Here is a 19324-nt window from a genome sequence, read left to right on the forward strand (position 1 = left end):
ACCTCGGTCCACTTGGTGGTGGCCTCAAGCGTAGTCCTGGCGGTATCCGTCTACAACGGCGTGCTGGTGCTCGTCACAGGGAGCAGGCCCTGGAAATCGCCGTCGATGAGTTCGGCGTATTCTGCGTAGGCCGCGACGACGGCGTCCTCCACTGTGGGTACGTCCAGCTGCGGCAGAAGGTCGTTGGCCGCCCCCGCCGTGGCCGGATCCCACTCCAGTCCGAGGGCGCCATAGCTGGCAGTGAGGACTTCACGGATGGGTGCGGAGTTCTCGACGACGATCACCGAACTGAACAGCCATCCCCCGGAGACCACCCTCTGGGCGGTGCCGACCAGCTTGATCTGGTGTGTTGGAAAATCCGGATCCAGGCCGTGGACGCTGAACTCACCCGGGCAGTACTCGCCGGGGATCTCCCCGACGGCGGCCTGAACGCCGACGCGGCGGAGCGCACCCGCGAGGAGCTCGCCAAAGAAGGAGAAACGGGCCTTCGCCCCGGCAATCGCGTCGGCGTGCGGCTCCACGTGGTCGATCACCAAGGTGCCCCGGTGGTAGGCCGCTGCCCGGCCTCCGGCCTTGCGGATCAACGGTTCGAAACCGAGGTCCCGGCAAGCCTCGGACGCGGCCTGGAATCCCGGCAGCTTGGCATCGCGTTGCCCGAACGCCACGGTCGGGCGGGGCCGGTACAACCGCAGCGTCGGCGCCAGAAGCCCCCTGCGGGCACGGTTGAGGAGCTCGATCCCGAAGTCCAGGTCATCAGCGACGCCGAGCGACTCTTCCTGGCGCACCACCGTGAGCGTGCGCCGTGTCCGGGCGAGGTCCTCAACCATCAGCTTTTCCTCAACGTGAGGATCTGCTCCGCGCGGCCGAAGGGGCCGCTGATGTCGTGAAGCACCGTGGACGTCAGGCCGATGCCGTCATTGCCGAAGGAGACCATGTTGTCCAGGCCGAGCCATTCGCCCTCAGGTTCACGGTACATGTGGATCTGCAGGTCAAGGTTGGGAAAGATGTAGCTGTTCTTGCCCGGCGAAACGCGCGCGGCAATACCGTTGGCTGTGTCCACGAGTCCAATGAGCCTCGCGACATCGCGGCTGTCCGCCGCATCGGTGAGGGGATGCTCCGTACGGATCCAGACTTTGCCCGAGCCTGCCCGGTGTCCTTCTGCTATCCGCATTTCCAAGGACCGGATGTAGCCACCCGGCCACACGCTCGCACCGTCCCACAGCTTGCATTCGTCCGGGGCCGGCATTTCAACGTCTTCAATGGCGGCGACGGCACTCGTGTCGCTGGTTGCCATGCGCCAGGCGGTGGCCCGGATAGCCACGCGTCCTGCCGCCGAGAGTTCCGCCTGGATCAGTTCAATGGTTCTGCCGGGGCGGACCGTGGCCGTGGTGATTTCGAATTCGCCCCCCGGGATCAATCCAAGGATTTCGTAGCTGAGGCGGGCCATCCGGACGTCGTCGCGCGGCTCATGGCGGAGCAGGGCATCAGCCATGATGCCCGATGCAGGCGCCATGTGCTGCTCGTGCGGATTCCATGCGCCCTGGGCGTGGATGGTTGACCGGAACCGCCCATTCCCGAGCGATTCGTAGTAGAAGTCGCCTTCCGCAAGGTCCGGAAGCTCAATACTCAACGCCTGCCCTTTCGCCGGTCCGGTAATGGAACTCAGACCACTGTATCTTCTGGCGCCACAGCCGTCCGACGTCGACGCCGCATGACCAGGCAGACTGCCAGTCCGGCAAGTGAGAGGGCCAGGAGAGCGGCACCCAAAGGGGAGGCCGCCATGACAGCGAACCAGGCATCTATCGCCGCCAGGCCGATGGTCGCGTAGACGAAGGCCCAGATGCCCGAGCCAACGATTGCCGCAGGGAGATACCGGCTGAGCGGCATTCTCGCAGCCCCGGCAGCCAGGTTAACGGCGGTCTGGAGTCCGATTGTCAGGAAGGTCAGCACGACGGCGTAGGGGCCAAAGCGCTGAATCAAGGCCTGTGCTTTGCCGGCTTTGGGGCGATGCAAGGCGCGTGCGAAACGCGTGCGTTCGAGTCCAGCCGCCGCGCCGCGGCCGATCCAGTACGTCGTGTTGACCCGGACCATCACGATGGCGAAGAGTGCCACAAGCGCCACTTCAAAGGGCAGGTCCAGGATCTGGTCCACGCGTCCCTCCCCCGGTCGTCTCCGCAGCTAAGTCTTACCTTAGCTGAACGCGGCGGCCGGTCCGCGAGTTACGAACTCCCGACTGCGCGGTCGATCGTGAAATCACCACCCGGATACAGGATGGTCTCGTGGCCATCGTCAAAACGCACGAAATACGGCGGCGCACCGTTTGCACCGCGGACTTCGATGATCTCGCCGTGCCGGTCGGCCGCCCCGACCGTCCTGCCATGAATGATGATCCGATCTCCCTGGGCTGCTTCCACAGGAACCACCTCCCAGCATTCAGATTACGAGTGTTGGGCCGTCGTGGGAACAGGCCGCAGGTGGCCCATCCAATTGGCCGGGCAGTGGCACGTCGCAGCGCCTAAAGTGTCAGTCCCCTCCCCTACGTTTGACGACATGGCCGACAAACCGCGTCGCCGTACATAGTCGCTACAGAAGAGGGCAGCCAGTGCAAAGTCAAGAACCGAAACCGGAACAGGCCACGACGGCGGCAGCAACGGCGTCGTTCACGGCTCCTCCCGCGCGCACCTCCATGCCGGACTGGTACCCCGAACTGCTTGCCAGTGTCTCAAAGGAGGTCGGCGCGGGACGTTCACGGGCCATTTCCGCAGCAAACAAGGCTCTGCTTGCCTCCTATTGGTCCATCGGCCGGCAACTGGCTCAGCGGGAATCAGAGCAGGGCTGGGGCTCCAAAGTCGTCACCCGCCTATCGGCGGACGTACAGGCCCGGTTCCCTGGTTCCAAGGGATTCTCGCCACGGAACCTCCGCTACATGAAGACTTTCGCCCAGGCTTGGCCGGAGTTCCCAATGTTGCAAGCGCCGCTTGCAACATTGCCCTGGTACCACCAGATCGCGCTGCTTGAGAAGCTCGACGACGCCGCGACCCGCCTCTGGTACGCAGCGGCCGCCGTCGAACACGGATGGTCGCGCAACGTTCTTGCCCATCAGATCGAAACGCGCCTCCACGAGCGCTCCGGGCAAGCGATTACCAATTTCAAAACCACTATGATGCCGGCGGACTCGGACCTTGCCCAACAAGCCACCAGGGACCCGTATGTGTTCGACTTCGTCGCCATGACTGACCGCCGCAACGAGCGGGAACTGGAGCTTCAGCTCGTACAGCATGTGGAGAAGTTCCTCCTGGAACTGGGCCAAGGGTTCGCTTTTGTCGGCGAGCAGGTCAGGTTGGAAATCAACGGCGATGAGTTCTTCGCCGATCTCCTCTTCTATCACTTGAAGCTCCGCTGCTATGTTGTGATCGAGCTCAAGGCGGTGAAGTTCGAGCCTGGATTTGTCGGCCAGCTAGGCATGTACATGTCAGCCGTGGACGATCTTCTGGCGCATCCCGATGACAAGCCAACCATCGGGCTCCTGCTCTGCAAAGAGAAAAACAACGTGGTGGCCGAGTACGCGTTGCGGGGAATCAACCTGCCCATCGGCGTGTCGGAGTGGCAAAGCAAAATCATCGAATCGCTGCCGGAGGAACTCGCCTCAAGCCTGCCAAGCATCGAACTCCTTGAGGCCGAACTGGCTGACGAACCGGCAAACGTCGCGGCCACGGGACGTGCCCTGCCGTAGAACCTGAACGCAAGCTGTGAATTCGGCCGCTGCCCGTTTTTTAGGTTCAACCTGCGCGATTGAAGGCGTACCCTACATTCATACACCGCCTGGGGGCCCTCGTCTCGTGGAGGAGCCATGCGCAGCTTGGATCAGCGTTTCAGGAAGCAAGGCCCACGAGCGGCCGGGTTTCGTCGGATAAACAACCCGAAAAAGTACAAGCGGATCGTCGCCGTCTTGGGTGCCCTGCTGCTCACCGCAGGAGCCCTCAGCGGAGTCGCCGTTCCTGCGAGGGCAGCATCCCCCACCATCGTGAGTTTGACCTTCGACGACGGCAACGGCAACCAGCTTGCCGCCGAACAGGTGTTGAAAGCCCACGGGCTGGTGGGAACCTTCTTCATTACCACCAGTTGGATCGGCACCCCGGGTTATCTCACGCAGGCGAATCTGCACACCATCGCGGGCGACGGCAACGAGATCGGGGGCCACACAGTTACTCACCCGGATCTGACCACGCTCACCGCCGCAGCCGCAAGCGCTGAAATCTGCAACGGCAAGTCGACGCTGGAAAGCTGGGGATTCCAGGTGAACAACTTCGCCTATCCTTTTGCCGCCGAAAATGCGTCCGTCCAAGCTGAGGTAAAGAACTGTGGATTTGCCAGCGGACGAGGGCTGGGCGACATCCGTTCGCCGGCCAGCTGCCCGAGCTGCCCGTTCGCTGAGACCCTTCCCCCGGCAAATCCCCTGGTCACCAAGGCCCCGGACGAAGTCGACAGCACATGGACCCTCCAGAATCTGGAGGACCTCGTCACCAACGCCGAAAGCACCGGCGGATGGTTGGAGTTGACTTTCCACCACATCGCGGTCGGAACTGATCCCACGCTGACCATTAGCCCAACGCTTTTTGACACGTTCGTCACCTGGCTGGCTGCGCGGACAGCCAACGGAACCACATCGGTCCGGACCGTCGCCCAGGCCTTGGGGCAGTCGACAACGCCGCCACCACCGCCACCGCCACCAGCGGGCGGGCACACCACGGGCGGAGCGATCGGCGCCGCATGGACAGCACAGGGATCGCAAAACGGCCCCTTGGGCTTGCCTGTCACCGATGAAATCACCGGACTCAAGAACGGCGGCGCCTACCAAGCATTCCAAGGCGGACAGATCCACTGGTCACCCGCCACCGGCGCACACATCACCAGGGCAGCCATCGACGCCGCCTGGGCCTCCCAAGGCTGGGAAAMCGGCYRCCTGGGCTACCCGACAAGCGAGGAGTACGCCTCAGCGGGTGGTTCCATAACCCAGAATTACCAAGGAGGCTTGATCACGTGGTCACCAACCCGTGGCGCAACTATCATCGCAAATTGAAGCAGTGAAATAGGGAAGCAACAGGGCGTGGACTCAGACGTGCTCGCCAAACCAGGCCAGCATGTCTTGCCAGGCGGCTATCGCCTGGGTTTCGTTGTACCGCTGGCTGGTGTCGTTGTGGAAGGCATGGTCGACGCCGGGATAGACAGTGAGCTTGTGGCGGACGTCGTTGGCTTCGAGCGCATCCCGAAGTGGCGGCATTGCGCCGGTGATGCGCTGGTCGAGTTCGGCATAGACGCCAAAGACGGCCGGTCTAATGTATGGAACCTTGTCCAGCTCGGGTGCGGGGCCATAGAAGGCCGCTGTGGCTTTCAGTCTGGGTATCTCGGTCGCGGATTGCCAGGTGATGCCGCCGCCGAAACAATAGCCGTTCATCGCGATCCGCTCCCCGTCCACGAAATCCAGTGACCGGAGGTAATCGAAGGCTGCGGAAAAGTCGGAAACATGGCGCTCGGCCCCCGCCCTAGTCAGCGCTCCGGGCACGGCGTCGGCATCCACGCTCGGTGTGCCTCCCTCCCGACTCAGGAGATCCGGTGCCAAGGCAACGTACCCGGCCTTGGCAAACCGGCGGGCCACGTCCTGGATGTGCGGGGTAAGTCCGCGATTCTCATGGCAGACGAGCACGGCCGGTCCCGCATCTGCCCCCTCAGGCCTGGCAAGGTAGGCGCTGATGCCGGTTCCGCCGGCGGGGAACCGGACGGTGGCGGTCACAAGGCCAGCGGCTCCCTCAGGTACGGAAAGTGGACTCTTCGCCCCCGGTACCGGCCCGGCAGTCGCCGTCGCCGCGGGTCGGGCGGATGAAGCTTCGGGGCTCGGCATGGGATCGGCGCTTCGCGGGACCTCATCCGGAGTACATCCGAGCTGCAGCATCGTCGAGGAGGCGGCGGCCATGCTCCCGGTGATAAATGCGAGCCGGCGAATGAACGCTCGCTGCGACATGTCGCCCGAGCGGTAGTCGTCGAAGAATTCCTCGACCAGGTACTTTTCAAATTTCCCGAGCTGGATCATGGCAGGCCTCCTGAGTGTGCCGCAAATCCTCCTCCGAAGACCGTCACCGGGCAAGGGTGCCAGGATGGTGGGTGTAGGCGCCAAGTAATGAGACACTCGGTTCCATGCGTGAATTCGTGGTTCTCGGCACCGCCTCCCAGGTCCCGACCAGGACCCGCAACCACAACGGATACGTGCTCCATTGGGATGGCGAGGGCCTGCTCTTCGATCCCGGAGAAGGCACCCAACGGCAGATGATCCAAGCCGGCGTCTCGGCCAGCCAGATCACGCGCATCTGTATTACCCATGTCCACGGCGACCATTGTTTCGGGCTGCCGGGCGTACTTTCGCGCATGGCGCTGGACCGGGTGGAGCATCCAATCCACTTGCACTATCCCGCGTCCGGCGAGGACATGATCCGCGCCCTCGTGGCTGTTGCGTCCCCCGGCATCGACCTTCGGCTTCATCCGCACGGTGGTGCCGGTCCTATCGCCGCAGGAGTGGAGGTGCGCCCGCTGCTCCATCGAATCTCGACCTACGGCTATAGGGTTGTCGAGCCCGAGGGCCGCAGCCTCCTGCCGGAGCGGCTTGCGGCGGCGGGGATCAGCGGATCGGATATCAGCCTCCTGCAGCGGGACGGGAGCCTGGGCGGCGTGCGATTGGAAGACGTGAGCGTGCCGAGGCCCGCACAGAGCTTCGCCTTCGTCATGGACACGGCGCCATGTGACGGTGCTGAGGAACTCGCCGAGGGCGTTGACCTTCTCGTGGCTGAGTCCACTTTCAGCGACGACGACGACGCCCTCGCCGCGCAGTACCGCCACCTCACCGCCGGGCAGGCGGGGGCGTTGGCTGCAACTGCCGAAGCGGGCATGCTCATCCTTACCCATTTCTCGTCGCGCTATCCCGACGTCGGATTGCTGGCAGAGCAAGCCCGGGCGAGGTCAGGCGCGGCTGCCGTCATGGCCGCGAACGACTTGGACCGGGTTCCCTTCCCGAAGCGGCAGCGGTGGTTGTAGGGGACTCGAAGTACCTGGCAATTTTGTGATGCTTTCAGGTAGGTTCCCGGATAATCTGTCCGTGGGGAGGGCCACACCGGCACACCCACGTGTCCGCCGATTTGGGCGGGCTTGTCATCTATTCAGCTCTGGGGGCCGAAATGACAAACGAAATGCGGCCGCTGGATCACGTCGGCTCTTTCAGGGGCCTGGTCGAAGCCGTGCCGGATGCTTTGCTCGTGATCGACGCGGATGGTCAGATCACGTTCGGCAATGCCTATTCAGAGCAGCTCTTCGGTTATTCGCGCAGCGAACTGCTGGGCAAGCACTATGAGATGCTGCTTCCGGCGCGGTTCAAGGGCCAGAGTGGCGCCATCCGGGATCTCTTTGCCCGTGATCCTGGAGTACGCAGGGCCGGGACTGACCTGAAACTGTTCGGCCGCCACCGTGACAGCACAGAGTTTCCCATTGAGGTCAGCTTCGCTCCACTAGGCGACCCCCCGCGCATGCAACTCGTCGCCTCCATCCGGGAAGTAAGTGACCACGTCCGCGTTGACGCCGAACTCCGCGATGCCCTCTCCCTTCTCAGTGCCACCCTTGAGTCCACGGCCGACGGCATTCTGGTCGTCGCGGCGGACGGGACTATCGCGGGGGCGAACGAGCGATTTGCCGAGTTGTGGGGCATCCCCGCGGATCTCCTGGAGTCCCACGACGACGGCCGGCTGTTGGCTTTCGTCCTCGACCAACTCACTGATCCTGATGGCTTCATAGGCAAGGTCCAGGAACTGTACGCCGATCCGGGGGCGGAGAGCCTGGACATGTTGGAATTCCGTGACGGGCGGACGTTTGAACGGTATTCCCGGCCCCAACAGGTCGGTGATGAGATCGTGGGACGGGTCTGGAGTTTCCGTGACGTCACTTCACGTCAGCGCGCACAGGACCAGGCGCGGGAGGCGCTCGCCCAAGTGGAGGGCCTGGCCGCCATCGTTGAGTCTTCGGCTGACGCGATCATCGGTATGACCCCCGCGGGCCTCATCACCAGCTGGAACCCCGGGGCGGAGAAGCTGTACGGATACACTGCCGCTGAAGCGACCGGGCAGAACGTCAGGCTCCTCATTCCGGACTACCTCCAGGCCGAGGACGAGGTGCTGGCCGCCGTCCAGAATGGCGGACAGGCCCACAGCTTCGAGACAGACCGGATGCGCAAGGATGGGTCCATCGTGCCCGTGTCCCTGACGGTCTCCCCGATCCGAGGCGAACACGGAGTCATCGGGATTGCGACCATCGGCCAGGACATAACCGCCCGGCGTGCCGCAGATGCTGACCTGCTGGCCGCCCGGGAGGAGGCCCTGGAATCGAGCAGGTTGAAGTCCGAGTTCCTCGCGACGATGAGCCATGAGATCCGTACCCCCATGAACGGAGTCGTAGGCCTGACAACGCTTTTGTTGGACACGCCGCTGGATGAAACACAACGCAAATACGCCGAAGGGGTTCAGACTGCCGCCGGAGCTTTGTTGACCCTGATTAACGACATCCTGGATTTCTCGAAGTTGGAAGCGGGCAAGATCGACCTGGACATCACCTCCTTCGATCCGCAGTACCTGATGGAGGAAGTGGCCTCGCTCCTGGCCGAAGCAGCTCAGGGCAAGGGCCTGGAACTCATCGCGTACTGCCACCCCGATGTTCCCGCACAGCTGGCTGGTGATGCCGGCCGGATCCGGCAGATCCTGTTGAACCTGGCTTCGAACGCCGTGAAGTTCACTGCGTCCGGTGAAGTCGCCATCCGGGTGAACGTCGAGGACCAGGACGCAAGAACCGCGCTTGTGCGATTCGAGGTCAGCGATACCGGTATTGGTATCCACGCTGCGGATCATTTGCGCTTGTTCGATTCGTTCTCCCAAGCGGATGCCTCTACCACGCGTCGGTACGGTGGAACCGGGCTGGGGCTGGCCATCTGCCGTCGGCTGACGGAAGTGATGGGCGGGGACATTGGTTTGACCAGTCCCCCTGGTGAGGGAAGCACGTTCTGGTTCTCTCTCCGATTGCCGCTGACTACGGAACCTGGGCCGATTCCGGAGCGTCCGGTCCCGAGCCTGCTGGCGGGTCTGCGCGTGTTGGTGGTCGACGATAATGCCACCAACAGGTTCGTGTTGGAATCGCAATTGAACACATGGGGGCTGCGGCCGGACGCGGTTGCCGACGCGCGCACGGCACTCGACCGGTTACGGGCGGCTGCCGCCGCAGGGAAGCCCTTCGACGTTGCCATGCTCGACATGTGCATGCCGGACATGGACGGCCTTGAGCTTGCTTACGGGCTCTCGAGCGATCCCGGGCTTCGGGGCCTCCGGCTCATGATGCTGACGTCCGCGCCCCAGGTATCCAAGACCGATATGACTGATGCGGGAATCCGGGAATGGCTCACGAAACCTGTACGCGGCTCAGAACTCTACGACCGCCTGATCCGGCTGGTAACTGGCAAGCCAGCGACCGGGCCGGCGTTCGCACGTGAACGGCCCCCGAGGCCGGCCAGGCCTTCCAAAGGAAGGATCCTTGTAGTGGAGGACAACGAGGTGAACCAGCTCGTCGCCCGTGAGATGGTTGCCAAACTGGGCTACGAAGCCGAGCTGGCTGCCGATGGCGCCGAGGCAGTCTCCGCCATCGCCGCCCGCTCCTATGCGGCTGTGCTCATGGATTGCCACATGCCCGTCATGGACGGCTTCGAGGCCACCAGGAGCATTCGAGCGAGGGAAAACGGCAGCGCGCGCTTGCCCATCATCGCCATGACCGCCGGAGCCCAGGACGAAGACCGCGAGCGCTGCCTCGCAGCCGGCATGGATGATTACCTCAGCAAACCGGTCGATCTGGCTGCCCTGGATGCGGCCCTGAACCGGTGGGTTCCCCAGCGGGAGGGATCTAGGACGCAATGACCGTGGACGCGGAGAAAGCCCTGCTCACGTAGGGCTTCCTGCGTGTGTGGCCGCGCGTACCTTGGAAAACGAGTAGGCGGCACTCGTGCTTCAGGGCCTGGAAAGATGTTGAATTAACACAGGAATACATCCGCGGCTTGAGACAGACCAGCCGGTCCTCCGGGACCGGCGTTGGACGGGGCCGACGGCGGGAGGGCCTCTGGAGCCCGGGGCTCGGGGCTCTCTACCCCAGACGCCGCCGGCCCCCCGGGGTTGCCCACAGGAACCCAAGCTCGCCTCATCAGGTTTGTGCGCCGTCTGTTCTTTTTCTGCGCCTGCCGGAGCACAATTGAGAAATGTTGGACCGTGGGCGGTGCGGCATGAAAACTCTCTCGCGCTGTTCCGGTCCTCCTTTCATCAGCCTGTTGTGAAAGGACGCCGAGATGTTCCAGCCAAGCAAACGACTAACCGCGTTGGGATCCGCACTCGTGCTGGTTCTGGCAATGTCCGCGGTGGCGTCGTGTTCCGGGCCAAGCGGTACGCCTTCCCCGGCCACGTCGAGCGGGACGCCGACAGGGCCGACGTCGGGATCTGCCTCGCCGACGGCGACCGCGACAGTGACGTCGGACGCCGCGGAGTTCTGCGGGGCGGGGTCCGCCATCCACTATGACCGCTCCGCCTTCCAGCTGATGCCCAGGATTGACAACAAGTGGTTTCCGCTGAAGCCCGGCATGCAGTACACGACGAAGGGCACGGTGAAGAGTGCCGATGGCACCTCGGAGCGCACGGTGGTCCACTCCGTGACCGGACTGACAAAGGTAATAGACGGCGTGAAGACCCTCGTGATGTGGGACCGGGACTACTTCGACGGGCAGCTCGTGGAATCCGAACTGGCCTTCTTCGCCCAGACGGAAAAGGGCGCGGTCTGGCTCTTCGGGGAGTATCCGGAAGAGTACGAGAACGGCACTTTCACCGGCGCCCCCCGCACTTTCATTAGCGGCATTTCCAAGGCCCAGGCAGGGATCGCCATGCAGGACCAGCCGGTGACCGGTACCCCGGGGTACGTGCAGGCCCATGCACCCGACGTGGGCTTCCTGGATTGTGGAACTGTCTTCAAGCAGCACGAGCGGGTATGTGTCCCCACCGCGTGCTACGACGATGTGTTGATTGTTGATGAATACAATCCGCTGGAACCGTCTGTGGGCCACCAGCAAAAGCTCTATGCAGCGGGCACGGGGCTGGTGAAAGTGACAGCGGTTGGCGGTGTGGACCAGGAGTCGTTGGACCTCGTCAAAGCGGAGGCGCTCGCAGACTCCGCGTTGACTGAGATCAATCGGCAGGCACTGGAATTGGACGGGCACGCCTACCAGGTCAGTGCAAGTGTTTACGCCACGACGCCCCACGCCGAGGTTGCGACGCCGGGCTCTGCTGGCTAGTGCGCGTATACCACTATCAATTATGAAAAGACGGAAAATTTCCTGTCATTATCCTGAGAATCCTTGCACTGAGCGTTGACCCGGGGTTTGCCCGAGGCTCATTATTGACGTACACGTCTGGGGGCGCTTTGGCACTGTTCCAAGGAGCGGCGTGGTGGGCAGGTACCGGGGATCGAACTTTTTCAGCAGGCACTCACCGGACGTCGATTCCGGGGTGTCTCCTCCCCGCTACGGTTTCTCCACGGTCCCACCCCAAGAACCGGGTGACCGGCCATGATGAGCACGATTCTCCGGTGGGTACTCCAGTTCCGGTTTCTGGTCTTGGCTTTGGCAGTGGGAATCCTGGGTTTCGGCTTCGCGAGCCTGCCGGGCATGGCAGTGGATGCTTTCCCGGAATTCGCCCCTCCACAGGTTGAAATCCAGACTGAGGCCCTGGGGCTCTCCGCCGCGGAAGTTGAACAGCTGATCACTTCCCCCATGGAGGCGGACCTGTTGAACGGTGTGGCCTGGGTGGAAGCCATTCATTCCAGATCCGTCCCGGGCCTTTCATCGATCCAGATGGTGTTCAAGCCTGGGACCGACCTTTTTCGGGCCCGCCAGCTTGTGTCTGAACGTCTGACCCAGGCACGCGCGTTGCCGAACGTATCTGCCGCGCCCGTCCTGATGCAGCCGCTCTCATCGACGAGCAGGGTCATGATGATTCGGCTGACCTCCAAAGAGTTGTCCGCCATTGACCTGTCTGTTCTGGCCCGCTGGACCATGAAGCCCGGCCTCTTGGCGGTGCCCGGCGTCGCGAACGTAGCTATTTGGGGCCTCCGCGACCAGCAACTGCAGGTCCTGGTCGATCCTGGGGAACTTGAGGCCAAGGGCGTGACGCTGGACGAGGTCATTACTACCACGGGCAACGCCGTGTGGGTGTCGCCTTTGAGTTACCTTGAGGCGTCCACACCCGGCACCGGCGGTTTTCTGGAGACCGGCCACCAGCGGCTCGGAGTTCAGCACGTCCTGCCGATCACCACGCCCGAGGATCTGGGCCAAGTCAGCTTGGAGGGGCCGGCCGGAAAACTGGTGTTGGGCGATGTCGCCCACGTCGTGACCGATCACCAGCCGCTGATCGGGGATGCACTTTCCGGCAAGGATGCCGAATTGCTCCTGGTCATCGAGAAGTTCCCGGAGACGAACACGAGGGATGTGACCCGGGGCATCGATGATGCGCTCCATGCCCTCCAGCCCGGGCTGTCCGGCGTCACGATCGATACCACTGTCTACCGACAAGCAGCGTTCATCCAGGAAGAGGTCGGCACGCTTGGTGTCGCACTGATTGCCTCGCTGCTGCTGATAGTCACCATGTTTGGAGCGTTCTTCCGATCCTGGCGAACCGCGGTCATCAGCCTGGTCACGATTCCGGTCTCACTGACGGCGGCGGCCTTGGTGCTGTATCTGACGGGCAACGGGATGAACACCATGGTCCTCGCGGGCATGATCCTGGCCTTGGCCGTCATCGTCGGAGACGTCGCCGAAGACCTCAATGGCGCTGTCCGCGCTGGCAGGGCCGGCGCCGGATCCGGCGTCGGGCCCGGCGTCGCGGAGTCGAGCGGCACCTTGGTGACGGGATCCCTGCGGGCAGTGCGAACGCCGATTCTCTACTCCTTCCTGATCATGGCGTTGTCGCTGCTGCCCGTGTTCTTCGTACCGGGCGAGGACGGAGCGCTCTTCGGCCCGCTACTCCTTTCTTACCTGCTCACCCTGGCTGTCGCGATGATCGTGGCGCTGACTGTCACCGCGGCGCTGGTCTTCGTCCTGCCCGTCAGCCGGACCACCGCAAGGGAAGGACGCACCCTGGGGCAGGTACACAGCGGATACCGCCGCACCTTGGGCCGGGTTCACAGCGGATACGGCCGTGCCTTGTCCCGGGTGGCGGGAAAGGCCCGGTGGGTATTCGCGGGCGCCGCGGCCATCGCCGTCGCCGGACTTGCCCTCGCGCCCCAGCTGGCCACCGGCCAGCCGACCGTGCCCGTCCTGCCGGACAGGACTCTCGTGGTGCAGTGGAATGCGATTGCCGGCACATCAGACCAGGAAATGAGCCGGATCACTGATGCGGCCGCCCAAGAGCTCCGGGCACTTCCCGGCGTCGCCAATGTGGGGGGACACGTCGGGCGCGCCATCACCTCGGACCAGGTGGGTGACATCAGCGCCGGGGAGCTCTGGGTGACAGTTTCCGCGGAGGCCTCCTACCGCGACACGGCGGCGGCCGTCCAGCACGTGGTAAGTGGGTATCCGGGGTTGACCAGCAAAGTATCCACGTATCCGCAGCAGAAGATCGACCAGATCCATCAGGCCTCCGACCCCGGATTCACCGTCCGGGTTTACGGCCTGGATACGGCCACGCTCCGCCAGAAGGCCGAGGAAGTGCGGCAGATCCTGGCCCGGACCGGCGGCGTCGTCAATCCCCATGTCGACGCGCCCGCGCAACAGCCAATCGTGGAAGTCCAGGTTGACCTGGCCGCGGCCCAGAAGGCGGGTGTCATCCCCGGCGACGTCAGGCGCGCGGCCGCTGCCCTGCTGCAGGGGATCGAAGTCGGCAACATCTACCAGCAGCAAAAAGTCTTCTCGGTGATCGTCAAAGGAACCCCGTCCACCAGGAACAGCCTCACCAGCGTCCGCGAGCTGCTGATCGACACCCCCGGCGGCGGCCACGTACGCCTCGGCGACGTTGCCCAGGTCAACATCGTCGGGAACGAGGCGGTCATCCTGCACGATGACACCTCGCGCCGGGTCGACGTGAAGGCTGAAATTCAGGGGCGCGCCCTCAACGACGTGCAGCAGGACATCGAGAAGGGCCTCCAACAGCTTCAGTTCCCGCTCTCCTACCATGCGGAAATCCTCACCCAGTACGCAGAGCAGCAAAGCAGCGCCCGGTGGCTGTGGCTCCTGGCGGCGGTCGCTGCGGCCGGAATCCTCGTGCTTCTCCAGACCGCGCTGGGAAGCTGGCGGCTAGGTGCGACGGTCTTCCTGGGCCTGGTTGCGGCACTCTCGGGCGGGGTGCTCGCGGCAGGGATGACGGGCGGAATCAACTCCTTGATCTCGCTTCCTGCTTTCTCTGCCGTCCTGGGCATCGCCGTGCGTGGTTCCATTCTGCTGATGCGGCACGTCCGAAGATTGACGTCCGAGGACAGCGCGGCCCATGGACCCGCGCTCGTGATCCGAAGCGCGCGGGACCGGTTGATGCCCGTGCTGATGTCAGCCCTGATGACGGCTCTTGCCCTGCTGCCGCTCGTGCTCATCGGTGGCGTGGTCGGAGCGGAAATCATCCAACCGCTCGCCGTCATCATCTGGGGCGGCCTGCTGACCACGACTCTTTTCCTGCTATTTGTCTTGCCCGCACTGTTGCTTCGATTCGGACCGGAACGGGCGCCCAGGACCGCACGCCGGAACGATTCGCTGCTCCGGGCACAGAGCGAGGACGCACCATGAAAAATTCAGCTTCCCGACGGGGCCACATCACCAAGGTCCTGGTCGCCCTGGTGGTGGCGGCGTTCCTGACGCTGTCGCTGCCGGCCTGTTCCCAGCCGCAAGCCGAGGCCGTGCCTGCCGCAGACACCCCTGCCACCCTGGAAGATGTCCCGGGGACGGACCTGCACCGCATCACCCTGACGGAACGCGCCGTCGAACGCCTTGGGCTGAAGACCGGGATGGCGGCGTCGGGTCCGCAGGGGAAGCTGACCGTCCCGTACGGGGCGATCCTGTACGACAGCCAAGGCAGGACCTGGGTCTACACAAATCCGGACGTACGCGTGTATGTCCGCCAGGCCGTAAGCGTCGAGCGAATCGCCGGCGAAGCCGCCTTGCTGAAGGACGGTCCGCCGGTCGGCACGGTTGTGGTGACGTTGGGGGCCGAGGAGCTGTTCGGCGAGGAATTCGATACGGCCCACTGAGATGCGTTGGATCATAGGCATCAGCCTCAAATTCAGGACGGTGGTTGTTGCACTGGCTTGCGCGGTGATGCTGTTGGGCTCCGTACAGTTGAGCTCAGCGTCCATCGATGTCTTTCCGGAATTCGCGCCCCCGCGCGTGGAAATCCAAACGGCCTGCCTCGGCCTGACCGCCCAGGAAGTGGAAGAGCTGGTCAGCGTCCCCATCGAGGCTTCCCTGAGCGGCATGCCCGGCCTTGATGAGCTGCGCTCCAAGTCCGTGCCCCAGCTGTCCTCGATTGTGCTCGTCTTCAAGCAGGGTACCGATCTGCTGAACGCCCGCCAGGTGGTCTCTGAACGGATGGCGGCAGTGACCTCCGCCCTGCCCACCTGGGCAGCACCGCCGGTCATGCTTCAGCCTTTGTCGTCGACGAGCCGCGTGATGAAGATCGGCATGACCTCCTCCAACCGGTCCCTCATCGAGATGTCCATGCTCTCCTACTGGACGATCCGAGCCCGGTTGCTCCGGGTACCCGGGGTGGCCAATGTCGCCATCTGGGGTGAACGGCTCCAGATGCTGCAGGTCCAGGTGCAGCCAGACCGGCTGAAGGCTGAAAACGTTTCGCTCAACGAGGTCATGGAAGTCACCGCCGGAGCAGTGGACGCCGGCCTGCTGAAGTATTCCCCCGGCCGGTTCATCGGTACGGGAGGCTTCATTGACAGTCCGAACCAGAGAATGGGCGTCCAGCACGTTCAGGCTGTTTCCAGCCCCGAGGACCTTGCGCAAGTCACCATCAGGGAAAAGGACGGCGTCGCGCTGCACCTGGGCGACGTGGCCAAGGTCGTGGAGGACCACCAGCCGCTCATCGGGGACGCGGTCATCAACAACGGTCACGGGCTCATGCTCATCGTCGAAAAGCTTCCTTGGGGAAACACCCTCGATGTGACCAAAGGAGTTGAGGACGCCCTCCGCCAGCTCCAGCCAGGGTTGAGTGGAGTCACCTTTGACACCACCATTTTCCGTCCGGCGAGCTTCATCGAGGAGGCGATTTCCAACCTGAGCCTCGCACTGCTCCTTGGCTGCCTGCTGGTGGTCATGATCCTTGGCGCCTTCCTCTTCCAGTGGCGCACCGCGCTGATCAGTCTCGTGGCCATTCCGCTCTCCCTCCTGACGGCGGCGCTCGTGCTGTACTACACAGCGAGCTCCATCAACACCATGGTCCTGGCGGGGCTGGTCATCGCAGTGGGTGTGGTCGTCGACGACGCGATCATCGACGTCGAAAACATCATGCGCCGGCTCAGGCAACATAGGGCCCTGGGCGGCGAGGAACCAACGGCCTCGGTGGTGCTCAGGGCCTCCTTGGAAATGCGAAGTCCCATTGTCTACGCGACCCTGATCATCGTCGTCGCGGCCGTTCCCATCTTCTTCCTCGACGGACTGACCGGCGTCTTTTTCCGGCCGCTGGCTGTCTCCTATACCCTGGCCGTCCTCGCCTCGATGCTGGTCGCCCTGACGGTGACACCGGCGCTGGCCCTGATTCTGCTCGGTAAGGCGAACCTGGAGCAACGCGATCCTCCCTTGGTCCGGGTGCTCAAACGCGGATATCACGCCGCCTTGTCCCGGACCATGAACCGGCCCCGCTACGGCTACGCCGGTTTCGGTGCCGTCGCCTTGGCGGGCCTGGTGATCGCTCCCCTGCTGGGTCAGTCCTTGTTCCCCACCTTCAAGGAACGGGACTTCCTCATGCACTGGGTCTCAGAGCCCGGCACCTCGGCAGCCGAGGAATACCGCATCTCACAAAGGGGCTGCGAGGAGCTCCTCAAGGTGCCCGGAGTCCTGAACTGCGGAACCCACATAGGCCAGGCGTTCACCGCAGACGAGATCGTCGGCGTCAACGCCGGGGAAAACTGGATCAGCATCGACCGCCACGCTGACTACGATAAAACGGTGGCCGCTGTCCAGGAGGTTGTGGACGGCTATCCGGGCCTGCACCGCGACGTCCAGACCTACCTGAAAGAGAGAATCGAAGAGGTCCTGACCGGCTCCAGCGAACCAATCCTGGTCCGGGTCTACGGGGATGACCTCAACGTGCTTCGGGATCAGGCCCAGAAGATCAAATCCATCCTTGACCACATCCAGGGCACCAATGAACCCCACATTTCCCTGGAAGTCGAGGTGCCGCAGATCACGGTCAAGGTGGATCTTGCCGCGGCGCAAAAGTACGGGCTGAAACCCGGCGACGTCAGGCGGGCAGCCGCGACACTCGTGGCCGGGGAAGAAGTAGGCGACGTCTTCCGGGACGGACGCGCCTATGACGTCCAAGTCTGGAGCACACCGGAGACCCGTGCCAGCGTCACCAGCATCGAAGACCTGCCGCTCGACACCCCCAGCGGACAGCGTGTCCGGCTGGCCGACGTCGCCGCTGTCAGTGTGCAAGCGACACCCAACCTCATTGACCGCACCAACGGATCCCGCCGCGTTGAGGTCGGTTCCTTTATCGATCAAGGAGCGGACCTCGGGACAGTTGTCCGCAAGCTACAGGAGGGCCTCGAAGAGATGAACCTGCCGCCGGGGTACAGCGTCCAACTCCTCGGTGAGTACACGGAACGCCAAGCGGCCACCGAACGCCTGACGATCTTCGCCATAGCGGCCCTAGCCCTGATCTTCCTGTTACTGCAGGCATCGTTCCGGAGCTGGCGGCTGGCCCTACTTGCGCTGCTGACGCTCCCGATAGCCTTGGTCGGCGGAGTTTTCGCCGCCTACATCACCGGCGGAGTCCTCTCGCTCGGCTCACTCGTCGGGTTCCTCACGGTCATGGGCATCGCAGCCCGCAACGGGATCCTGCTCATCAGCCACTGCCAGCATCTGGAAAGGAACGAGGACGAAGTGTTCGGCCGCGCCCTTGTGTTGCGCGGAGCTGCGGAACGGCTTTCCCCGATCCTCATGACCACCTTGGCTACAGGACTTGCCCTGGTGCCCCTGGTGGTCATGGGCAATATCCCGGGCCATGAAATCGAACACCCGATGGCCGTGGTCATTCTGGGCGGACTCGTCACGTCCACACTGCTCAATTTGTTCATTGTTCCTTCGCTCTACCTCCGCTTCGCAAAAGCAGCGTCCACGCCGAGCAGAGCTTCACGGAGGGGACTCACCTTCCTTTTCCGGGGATTCAGGCGAATGGTTCCTTCCCGAGCGCAGGAACCTAGTTAGCCGAGTGTGTCTGCCTCGCGCACGCGCCCAGCGGCGCCAATATTATATTGTCAGTGCCTCCTGCGATGCTGTGGGTATGGATCGAAGGACAGCCTGGAGCGCGGAGAGCAGGGCGGCCGTGGAGGCCGTTGCCGGCTCCGTCGCCGCGCTTGCCGCCGTCGCCCGGGACGCTGGTTCCTCCGAGACCGCCGATCCGCTGCGGAGTCTGGCCGACGGTTGCCTGGACGGCCTCGCCGAAATCGCCCGGCTGGAAGCCCGGACCGCCGCGCTGAAAGCGAGGCTCGCCGCGGACTACGTCCAGGCAGCCAGGGCCCTGGCGCCACCGGCGTCCTCACCGCAGGAATCCACCGCCCACGAGCTCGCCCTGCTCGCCGAGGTCGCCTGCGTCCTGACCGTCAGCGAACGCACCGCCGGCGCCTTCCTCTCCGCGTCCCGGTCCCTGACCACGGGCCTGCCCCTGACCCTGGCCGCGCTGCAGTCCGGGACGATCTCCTGGCAGCACGCCCGGATCATCGTCGACGAAACCGACGGCCTGGGACCGGCCGGGGCAGCCGGCCTGGAAGCGCACTTCCTGGACCCCGACGCACCCAACCCCGCCCGGGGCTGCCCGGCCGGGGACCTCGTCCCGTCCCGGTTCCGGACCAAAGCACGCACCTGGCGCGAACGCCACCACCCCGTCAGCATCGAAGAACGCCACACCCAAAGCGCCCAGGACCGGCGCGTCGAATACCTCCCGGACCGCGACGGCATGGCCTGGCTCTCCGCCCACCTCCCCGCAGACACCGCGGCCGGGATCTG

The 19324-nt window shown here is 63.9% G+C and carries 14 protein-coding genes; 9 read left to right on the top strand and 5 right to left on the bottom strand.

The genetic code is table 11. From position 1 onward, the window contains the following. Positions 1-50: 50 nt before the first annotated feature. The 4 genes from AB4074_RS09520 to AB4074_RS09535 form a co-directional block, all read right to left on the bottom strand. Complete coding sequence (locus tag AB4074_RS09520) at positions 51-827, bottom strand: lipoate--protein ligase family protein (RefSeq protein ID WP_441413167.1); 777 nt, start codon at positions 825-827, stop codon at positions 51-53. Next, positions 827-1630 (bottom strand): thioesterase family protein, encoded by an 804-nt coding sequence (locus AB4074_RS09525; RefSeq protein ID WP_441413168.1) that lies wholly within the window; start codon positions 1628-1630, stop codon positions 827-829. Before AB4074_RS09525 ends, AB4074_RS09520 begins: the two co-directional genes overlap by 1 nt. 32 nt (positions 1631-1662) lie before the next feature. Next, entirely contained in the window at positions 1663-2151 is a 489-nt protein-coding gene (locus AB4074_RS09530; RefSeq protein WP_441413169.1) for a DedA family protein, read from the bottom strand. A gap of 68 nt (positions 2152-2219) precedes the next feature. Then, on the bottom strand, positions 2220-2414 hold the full coding sequence (locus tag AB4074_RS09535) for a DUF1918 domain-containing protein (protein WP_236811241.1): 195 nt from the start codon (positions 2412-2414) through the stop codon (positions 2220-2222). Positions 2415-2602: 188 nt separating this feature from the next. Between AB4074_RS09535 and AB4074_RS09540 the strand changes: the two genes are divergently transcribed. Both AB4074_RS09540 and AB4074_RS09545 read left to right on the top strand, forming a co-directional pair. Next, positions 2603-3733 (top strand): PDDEXK nuclease domain-containing protein, encoded by a 1131-nt coding sequence (locus AB4074_RS09540; RefSeq protein WP_441413170.1) that lies wholly within the window; start codon positions 2603-2605, stop codon positions 3731-3733. Between the two features lie 117 nt (positions 3734-3850). Then, the gene (locus AB4074_RS09545; RefSeq protein ID WP_441413171.1) at positions 3851-5080 is read left to right on the top strand and encodes a polysaccharide deacetylase family protein; all 1230 of its coding nucleotides are present in this window, start codon (positions 3851-3853) and stop codon (positions 5078-5080) included. Positions 5081-5113: 33 nt separating this feature from the next. Here AB4074_RS09545 and AB4074_RS09550 read toward each other — a convergent pair whose 3' ends face one another. Then, positions 5114-6088: a dienelactone hydrolase family protein gene (locus tag AB4074_RS09550; protein WP_441413172.1), complete on the bottom strand. Its 975-nt coding sequence runs from the start codon at positions 6086-6088 to the stop codon at positions 5114-5116. A 104-nt stretch (positions 6089-6192) separates the two neighbouring features. Between AB4074_RS09550 and AB4074_RS09555 the strand changes: the two genes are divergently transcribed. From AB4074_RS09555 to AB4074_RS09585, 7 genes are all read left to right on the top strand, one after another. Next, positions 6193-7083 (top strand): ribonuclease Z, encoded by an 891-nt coding sequence (locus AB4074_RS09555; protein ID WP_441413173.1) that lies wholly within the window; start codon positions 6193-6195, stop codon positions 7081-7083. A 140-nt stretch (positions 7084-7223) separates the two neighbouring features. After that, the gene (locus tag AB4074_RS09560) at positions 7224-9989 is read left to right on the top strand and encodes a PAS domain S-box protein (protein WP_441413174.1); all 2766 of its coding nucleotides are present in this window, start codon (positions 7224-7226) and stop codon (positions 9987-9989) included. Between the two features lie 422 nt (positions 9990-10411). Then, positions 10412-11404 (top strand): hypothetical protein, encoded by a 993-nt coding sequence (locus AB4074_RS09565; protein WP_441413175.1) that lies wholly within the window; start codon positions 10412-10414, stop codon positions 11402-11404. A gap of 273 nt (positions 11405-11677) precedes the next feature. Then, the gene (locus AB4074_RS09570; protein ID WP_441413176.1) at positions 11678-14878 is read left to right on the top strand and encodes an efflux RND transporter permease subunit; all 3201 of its coding nucleotides are present in this window, start codon (positions 11678-11680) and stop codon (positions 14876-14878) included. Further along, a complete protein-coding gene (locus tag AB4074_RS09575; RefSeq protein WP_441413177.1) occupies positions 14875-15339 on the top strand; it encodes a hypothetical protein in 465 nt (154 codons plus the stop codon). The genes AB4074_RS09570 and AB4074_RS09575 overlap by 4 nt, the downstream gene beginning before the upstream one ends. 1 nt (position 15340) lies before the next feature. After that, positions 15341-18526: an efflux RND transporter permease subunit gene (locus tag AB4074_RS09580; RefSeq protein ID WP_441413178.1), complete on the top strand. Its 3186-nt coding sequence runs from the start codon at positions 15341-15343 to the stop codon at positions 18524-18526. A 76-nt stretch (positions 18527-18602) separates the two neighbouring features. After that, the coding region (locus tag AB4074_RS09585; RefSeq protein WP_441413179.1) for a DUF222 domain-containing protein at positions 18603-19324 on the top strand (722 nt) is incomplete at its 3' end.

This window comes from Arthrobacter sp. 2MCAF14, assembly GCF_052115645.1.
Classification (GTDB): Bacteria; Actinomycetota; Actinomycetes; order Actinomycetales; family Micrococcaceae; genus Arthrobacter.

Coding starts and splice junctions, on each gene's coding strand:
- AB4074_RS09520 (WP_441413167.1), bottom strand. CDS start 827: ATGGTTGAGGACCTCGCCCGGACACGGCGCACGCTCACGGTGGTGCGC.
- AB4074_RS09550 (WP_441413172.1), bottom strand. CDS start 6,088: ATGATCCAGCTCGGGAAATTTGAAAAGTACCTGGTCGAGGAATTCTTC.
- AB4074_RS09555 (WP_441413173.1), top strand. CDS start 6,193: ATGCGTGAATTCGTGGTTCTCGGCACCGCCTCCCAGGTCCCGACCAGG.
- AB4074_RS09560 (WP_441413174.1), top strand. CDS start 7,224: ATGACAAACGAAATGCGGCCGCTGGATCACGTCGGCTCTTTCAGGGGC.
- AB4074_RS09565 (WP_441413175.1), top strand. CDS start 10,412: ATGTTCCAGCCAAGCAAACGACTAACCGCGTTGGGATCCGCACTCGTG.
- AB4074_RS09570 (WP_441413176.1), top strand. CDS start 11,678: ATGATGAGCACGATTCTCCGGTGGGTACTCCAGTTCCGGTTTCTGGTC.
- AB4074_RS09575 (WP_441413177.1), top strand. CDS start 14,875: ATGAAAAATTCAGCTTCCCGACGGGGCCACATCACCAAGGTCCTGGTC.
- AB4074_RS09580 (WP_441413178.1), top strand. CDS start 15,341: ATGCGTTGGATCATAGGCATCAGCCTCAAATTCAGGACGGTGGTTGTT.